7 protein-coding genes and 1 pseudogene are annotated in these 6,899 nt (G+C 71.4%); 3 read left to right on the forward strand and 5 right to left on the reverse strand.

All coding sequences use genetic code 11. The features are described from left to right. Window positions 1-198, forward strand: a 198-nt coding sequence (locus tag ACWEQO_RS34420) for a hypothetical protein (RefSeq protein ID WP_452986453.1), incomplete at its 5' end; no start/stop codon positions are given. On the opposite strand, the gene ACWEQO_RS34425 is transcribed toward ACWEQO_RS34420, so the two are convergent. The 5 genes and pseudogenes from ACWEQO_RS34425 to ACWEQO_RS34445 form a co-directional block, all read right to left on the reverse strand. Beyond that, a complete protein-coding gene (locus ACWEQO_RS34425; protein WP_452986454.1) occupies window positions 188-649 on the reverse strand; it encodes an Hsp20/alpha crystallin family protein in 462 nt (153 codons plus the stop codon). The genes ACWEQO_RS34420 and ACWEQO_RS34425 overlap by 11 nt on opposite strands. Before the next feature lie 127 nt (window positions 650-776). After that, window positions 777-1,061 (reverse strand): DUF1876 domain-containing protein, encoded by a 285-nt coding sequence (locus ACWEQO_RS34430; RefSeq protein ID WP_361463032.1) that lies wholly within the window; start codon window positions 1,059-1,061, stop codon window positions 777-779. Between the two features lie 12 nt (window positions 1,062-1,073). After that, window positions 1,074-2,465, reverse strand: a complete 1,392-nt coding sequence (locus ACWEQO_RS34435; protein ID WP_452986455.1) for a nicotinate phosphoribosyltransferase — start codon at window positions 2,463-2,465, stop codon at window positions 1,074-1,076. A 39-nt stretch (window positions 2,466-2,504) separates the two neighbouring features. Further along, window positions 2,505-3,109: pseudogene (locus tag ACWEQO_RS34440) on the reverse strand (Rv1733c family protein). Window positions 3,110-3,206: 97 nt separating this feature from the next. After that, entirely contained in the window at window positions 3,207-4,064 is an 858-nt protein-coding gene (locus tag ACWEQO_RS34445; RefSeq protein ID WP_452986457.1) for a universal stress protein, read from the reverse strand. A 188-nt stretch (window positions 4,065-4,252) separates the two neighbouring features. Between ACWEQO_RS34445 and ACWEQO_RS34450 the strand changes: the two genes are divergently transcribed. Both ACWEQO_RS34450 and ACWEQO_RS34455 read left to right on the forward strand, forming a co-directional pair. After that, on the forward strand, window positions 4,253-5,128 hold the full coding sequence (locus ACWEQO_RS34450) for a universal stress protein (RefSeq protein WP_361463027.1): 876 nt from the start codon (window positions 4,253-4,255) through the stop codon (window positions 5,126-5,128). A gap of 40 nt (window positions 5,129-5,168) precedes the next feature. Further along, window positions 5,169-6,707 carry a bifunctional aminoglycoside phosphotransferase/ATP-binding protein gene (locus tag ACWEQO_RS34455; RefSeq protein WP_452986456.1) on the forward strand — a complete coding sequence of 513 codons (1,539 nt, stop codon included), beginning with the start codon at window positions 5,169-5,171 and terminating at the stop codon, window positions 6,705-6,707. Window positions 6,708-6,899: the final 192 nt, after the last annotated feature.

Here is a 6,899-nt window from a genome sequence, read left to right on the forward strand (position 1 = left end):
GCCGGTCGTCGGGCCTTCGATGACGAGTTGATCGCCGAGGTGAGCTCGCATGATCGCCGCCCTTTCCTCAAGATACCGATGTGCAGTTGCCCCCCTGACTCGACCTTCACGAAGGATCGCCGGGTAACGGAAGGGGCGGGCACCGGCCTGTCGCAGCCGCACGGCGCGTCGGCCGGCCCCGCCGCCCTCAGCCGGTGATCTCGATGCGGTGCGGCTTGGCCTTCTGTGCCTTGGGGACGCGCACCGTGAGGACCCCGCCGGTCAGCTCCGCGGTGATGTGCTCGGCGTCGACGTTCGGAGGCAGACTCGTGCGGTAGTCGAACCGCCCGACGTGCCGGGTCCGCCGGCGGACCACACCCGTGCGTTCCCTCTCCTTGATCTCGCCGTGGACGTCGAGCTCGCCGTCGCCGACCTCCACGGTGATTTCGTCCTTGTCCACGCCGGGAAGTTCCAGCTCCATCAGGTAGGCGTCCTCGGTGTCCTCGACGTCGGCCAACGGCGCCCACGCCTCGGCTCCGGCCTCGGGAAAACCGCGGCCGGGGAAGGTGGAGTGCATGAGCTGATCCATGCGGGTGCGCAGCTCCTCGAGTTCCCGGAGGGGGTCCCATCCGGAGAGCGAGTCCCTGCCGCGGTGTGCGGGAAGCGTCATCGGTCTTCCTCCTTGGTTTTCGATCCACAGCGCATCCGGCCGCAGAGACGGATCCGCTCCTCACGAAGCCGGGGACCTGGGCGGGCGTCCGACCCACAAGGTGTCCCCGACCGGGGCGCGGACCGGGTCACGTGGACCACCCGACTGCCGGGCGGGGGCCCGGTCGCGTCGTGCCCGTGCCCTCGACGTCGCGCTCGGCGATGTCCACCAACTGCCGGCCCAGGTCCTGCAGCGCCCGGCCCGCCGCCAGCTCGTCACCGATCTCCGGCACGTCCGTGTCCGCCGGATTCCGGCGTGCGGTGCCGTGCCCGGTGAGCACCGTGGTCCCGGTGTCGACCACCGCGCGGGCCTTTGTGGTTTCCCCCTCCTCGAAGAGGTAGAGGCGAGCCTTCCATTCCAGGGTGTGCGACATCCGCTCTCCTCCTCAGCTCGGAACGGACCTGTACGGCCCGGACGCAGCTCGTTCGGACATCCCGTGCCGTGTGGCGGGTGCTCCCGTCTGCTGTGCGATACGGCGCCGGACCCGGTCGGCGAGCGCGCGCAGCCGCTCGGAGGGCATCGCCCGGGGCGCTACGGGGGCCCGGATCCGGCGGGCGGACGGCGGCAGCGCGGCCAGGTCGGCGGCGAACCTCTCCCGGCACTCGTCGAGCGTGGACCTGCCACCGGTGCGCTGTCCGTGGTGCATCACCGTCTCCAACAGCGGCGTGCCGTCGAGCGGTGGCCGCTCGTCGGCGAGAGCGAGCACGTCGGCACGGCCGGGACGACGGAACACCTGCTTCCGGCCGGGCGCCGTGACCTTGGCCGAGGAGAGTTTCATGACCGGTCGCCCGTCGTACTCCACCATTTTGTAGGCCGAGTCCAGATACGGCGCGTCGGCCGAGACCCCGATGCGCGTGCCGACCGCGTACACGTCGATCGGCGCTCCGCAGCGGACCAGATCGTCCACCGCGTACTCGTCGAGACCGCCGCTGACGGTGATCCGCACGTCCGGCAGGCCCGCCTCGTCGAGGATGGACCGGGCCCGCACCGCCAGGGCTCCCAGATCACCGCTGTCCAGGCGCACGGCGCAGCCCGGCCCGCGGTTCAGGTCCCGCAGCACACGTGCCGCGATGCGGGCGCCCTCCTCGGTGTCGTAGGTGTCCACCAGGAAGGTGACGGGGCCGGGGTGGGCCCGGGCGAACGCGCGGAACGCGTCTTCCTCGGTCGGGAAGGCCTCTACGTAGGAGTGGGCCATCGTGCCGACCGCGGACAGGTGCAGGGCCGTGGCCGCGGCCACGTTGCTGGTCCCCGCGAAACCGACCATGGAGCCGAGCCGAGCGGCCTGGAAACCGGCCTGGGGGCCGTGGGTCCGCCGCAGGGAGAAGTCCACGACCGGGCGCCCGGCCGCCGCGATCACACAGCGCGCGGCCTTCGAGGCGATCATCGTCTGATGGCTGAGCAGGTTGAGCACGTACGTCTCGGCCAGCTGGGCCTGCGGCAGCGGAGCGGTCACCTCCAGCAGGGGCTCCCCGGCGAGTACGACCCGACCCTCCGGTACCGCCCGCACGGTGCCGGTGAACCGCAGGCCGAGCAGGGGCTCCAGATCGCCCGGCGGGCGGTGCAGCGCGGCGGCGAAGGCGTGGACGTCCTCCGGACCGACCTGCAGGCCGGACAGGTGATCCAGGGCGGACTCCAGCCCCGCGGTGACCAGGAAGCCCCGTCCGGACGGCAGATCGCGAACGAAGAGGCTGAACGTCGCCGGCCCGGTCATCCCCTCCCGCAGGTAGGACATGGCCATCGTCACTTCGTACAGGTCGGTGGTCGTGGCATCGGACATCAGCACCACCTTCTCCATCCCGTTCCGTTCGCCCGAGCATCACCGGCGGAATCGGCCGGTCCACATGGGCTCCACCAGGTCCCACTCGGCGTCCCACTGCGCGAACCTTCTCCGGTCCAGCACGTGGCGTATTCCTGCCCGCGTCACGAAGGCCCCGGTCGCCACACTGATCACCGCCATGCCTCCGACGAACCAGCCATCGGTCACGGCTCGGGTCCCGGTCAGCGGCGGGCCGACGACGGTTCCGCCCCGGTCCACCCACACCCGCACGGTGGAGCCTTCGGACGTATCCGGCTTCACGAGGACGGTTACGGTCCGCACCGTGCCCCTGCTGTCGGTCCAGCGGACCTGCGCCTGCGCCTTCACCGTCCGGCCGGCATCCTCGGAGACCGACATCACCCTGGCACCGACCTGCTGCCGCTCGGCCGACTGGGCCCGCACCGTGCGCATCGACGACTCGTACGCTGCCTGCCCGCAACGAATCCCGCCAACGGCAGTCCGACGACAAGGACGATCACCAGCACGCGACGCATCCAGAACTCGACCCGGTCCGACGTACGGATCAGGGGGTTCCGCCCTCGGAGGGCCTCATTCCCGCGCGGTGGCAGCGGACCGAACGCGTACGGTGAATGTCGGGTACTCATCGTCAAGCCTCCAGCGGATCGCTGGTCGCTTCACTTTCCACCGTCGGACGACGGCGGGTCTCGGTCACTGGGCCGAAGGTCCCTGACAGGCGGTCCTTCAGGCCTTGTGAGTCGGCTCCCGGCGTGGTTTCCTCCGACGTATCGGCACGACCGCGACCGGACACGGTGCGTGATGGAGCAGGGCGTGGTTGATCAGGCCGAGTTGCAGGCCGGTACGGGCATGCCGCTCACCTGCACCGACAACGAGCAGATCCGCTTCCGCCGCAGTCTCCAACAGCGCCTGTCGCGCCGATCCCTCGACCACCCGGCGTGTCACGTCGGTCTCCGGGTACTGCTTCTCAGGGTTGCGCAGAGCGTCGTCGAGCACCTGTGCCGGTGGGCGACGGTGGGTCTCGAGGACGTACCACGGTCCGGGGAGAGGTTCGGAGAGTGCGCCGAGCGGCGCACTCCAGGCGTGGACCGCTACGAGTTCGCAGTGCCGCACATGAGCCTCGCGGAAGGCGAACCATACGGCCGTGTCGCTTCCCTCACCGTCCTCGACCCCCACGACGACGTTCCCGAACCGGCCGGCCCGGTGCTCCTGTGAGCCACGCACGACGATGACCGGACAATCCGCCCGCGCCGCCACCGCGAGGCTGACCGAACCCAGAAGCAGCCCGGGGAGTTCCCCGAGCCCTCTGGACCCGAGCACCAGCGCGAAGGCCTTGTGTCCCTCGTCGACCAGGGCGGAGGCCGCGTCGTCGCGCAGCACTTCGCTCGACACCCGCACGCCGGCGGCGCCCCCTCCGGCCCGTTCCGAGGCAGCGGTGATCAGGCCGGACGAGTCCTGGCCCGGCGCCGCCGCGTGCAGCAGGTGGAGCGGCACCGCGTACCGGGCCGCCTCGTCGACTGCCCAGTCCACCGCCTCCAGGCTCGACTCCGACCCGTCGACCCCGACCACCAGGGGCATCACCACAGCCACACCTCATCCCTTGCCGGACTCCACCTTCGAGCTCCGACCCCCCATCGGGTCCGCGTGCGCCGCAGAAGAGTTTGCGGTAACTCTCGAATGAGTGGCAGGCACTGTACGGCCTGCCGACGCTTCCGGAGGGGCGACCCCGGTCATCGTCATGTCCAGTTTCTTACGAGACGGAGGCAGGCGCCATGGAGCCTGTGATCACCGTCGGCCTCGACGGCTCACCCGAGAGCCTTGCCGCTGCTCGCTGGGCCGCGGACGAGGCCGAGCATCGCAAGCTGACGCTGCGCCTGTTGCACGCGTGGCCCATGCTCGCGCCGGAACCCACCAAGGCGCCCCCCGAGATCGACCAGAACTACTGGGCGAAGCGGCTGGTGCACAACGCACAGGCGGAACTTCAAAGGCGCCATCCCGGTCTCGTCATCGTCGGCAACCTGGTTGCCGACGAGGCCCAGGACGCGCTGTTGCACGCGGCGTCGGAGTCCGAGATGACCGTGCTCGGTTCGCGGGGGCTGGAGCTCGTCGAGAGCTACTTCCTCGGCGACATCAGCATGTCCGTCGCGGCACATGCCGAGCGGCCGGTGGTCCTGGTCCGTGCCGGAACCCGCGCAGAAGTGCCGCCGGCCGCACCGGGTGGGACAGGCGATGTCGTGGTCGCGCTGAAGCTGCACGGCCCCTGCGACGACCTGCTCGGGTTCGCCTTCGCTGCGGCCTCGGCGCGGAATGTGCCGCTGCGGGTCGTGCACGGTCGGAGCCTGCCCGTGCACGCCTACGTTCCCTGGGGGGTGGACCACGACGTCGCCGAAGGCATCGCGCAGGACGCGAGGAAGCAGCTGGACCAGGTCCTTCGCCCCTGGTGTGAGAAGTTCCCGCGGGTGGAGGTGGCCGACGGCATCGGGCTGGAAAGCCCCGCCAGGGCGGTCCTGCGGTCCGCCGGGAGCGCCGGGCTGCTGGTCGTCGGCCGACGTCGGCACCGCCGCGTTCCGGCACCGCGCCTGGGCCCCGTCGCCCAGGCGGCCATCCATCACGCACGCTGCCCCGTCGCCGTCGTCCCCCATGACTGAGCCCGATGACCCGAGGGGAGCGAGGCCAGTCGCACACCGGATGGACGCGTCCGTGCTCCGGTCGGGTCCCGGCCCCGACGGTGCGACGTCTCCGCGCGCGGAGCTGCACGAGACGCACACCGCGATCGTGCTCCTCTTCGGCGATCACGCCTACAAGATCAAGAAACCGGTCGATCTGGAGTTCCTGGACTACACCACGGTGGCGGCCCGCCGGGCCGCCTGCGAACAGGAGATCGCCCTCAACCGCCGCTTCGCCGCGGACGTCTACCTGGGCCTGGGCGAGATCCGCAGCCCGCACACGGACGTGGCCGAACCGCTCGTCGTGATGCGCCGCATGCCGGCGGACCGCCGCCTGTCCCGGCTGGTACGAGAGGGCGTCGCCGTCGACGACGTCCTGCGGGCCGTGGCCCGACAACTCGCCGCACGCCACGCGGACGCGCGCCGCAGCCCGGAAGTGGACGCACAGGGAACCCGCGACGCTCTGTCCTCGAGGTGGGAAGCGAGCTTCGCACAGGTCCACGCCTTGGCCGAAGACGTCTCCTTGCCCGACGGCGTCGACGAGGTCGAGCGGCTGGTGCGCCGCTATCTCGTCGGCCGCGAGCACCTGTTCACCACGCGTATCCGGCAAGGACGGATCGTCGACGGCCACGGCGACCTGCTGGCCGAGGACGTCTTCTGCCTCGACGACGGCCCCCGCATCCTGGACTGCCTGGAGTTCGACGACCGCCTTCGCCACGTCGACGGCCTCGACGACGCCGCCTTCCTCGCCATGGACCTGGAACAGCTCGGCGCCCCGGAGCCCGCGGCCCACTTCCTCGCCCGGTACAGCGAGTACTCCGGCGACCCCGCGCCCCCGTCCCTGTGGCACCACTACGTGGCCTACCGCGCGTTCGTCCGCGCCAAGGTCTCCCTGATCCAGTCACGCCAGGGCGCGCCCGGTGCCGAGGCGGTGTCCCGGCGGCTGGTCACGGCGGCGCTGCGCCACCTGCGCACCTCCGCCGTCGGCCTGACGCTCGTGGGCGGGCTCCCGGGCAGCGGGAAATCCACGCTCGCCGGTGCCTTGGCCGACCGCCTGGGTGTGACCCTGCTGAGCAGCGACCGCCTCCGCAAGGAGCTGGCAGGCCTCCCGGCGGAGCAGCCCGCAGCGGCCGGTTACGGCGAAGGCCTGTACACACCGGAGCGGACCGCCAGGACCTATGCCGCGCTGCTCGACCGTGCGTCCGCCCTGTTGTCCTCCGGCGAATCCGTCGTCCTGGACGCCACGTGGTCCGACACGGGGCAACGCGAAGCCGCCCTGCGCACGGCCGAACGCACCGGCGCCGACCTGGTGGCCCTGCACTGCCAGGTCCCCGGCGATCTGTCGGCGGCCCGACTGATCACGCGTGCCCCCGGAGCGTCCGACGCCGACCTCGCCGTGGCCACCGCCATGGCCGCCGGGGAGCCACCGTGGCCCGAGGCCGTCACGGTCGACACCAGTGGCCCCCTGGAGACCGCGGTCGTCCAGGCGCTGGCAGCCCTGCGCCCGTGGGGCACCGGCCAGGCCCCGGTGTTCCGCCGCCCCTACGTGCGGCCGTACTGACGGACACGGGGGGTGCGGACATTCCGTGTTGCCGGGGAGCCCCCCGGGGGTGACGGTGGAGAGGAGCCGGCAAAGAGGGGGGCGAGGGAGGGAGCAAGCATGCGAGGGCTCGTCTACCACGGCCCGGCACAGACCTCCTGGGACACGGTGCCGGACCCCGTGATCGAGGCCGACACCGACGCGGTCGTCCGC

The sequence above is a fragment of the Streptomyces sp. NPDC004051 genome, assembly GCF_053604275.1.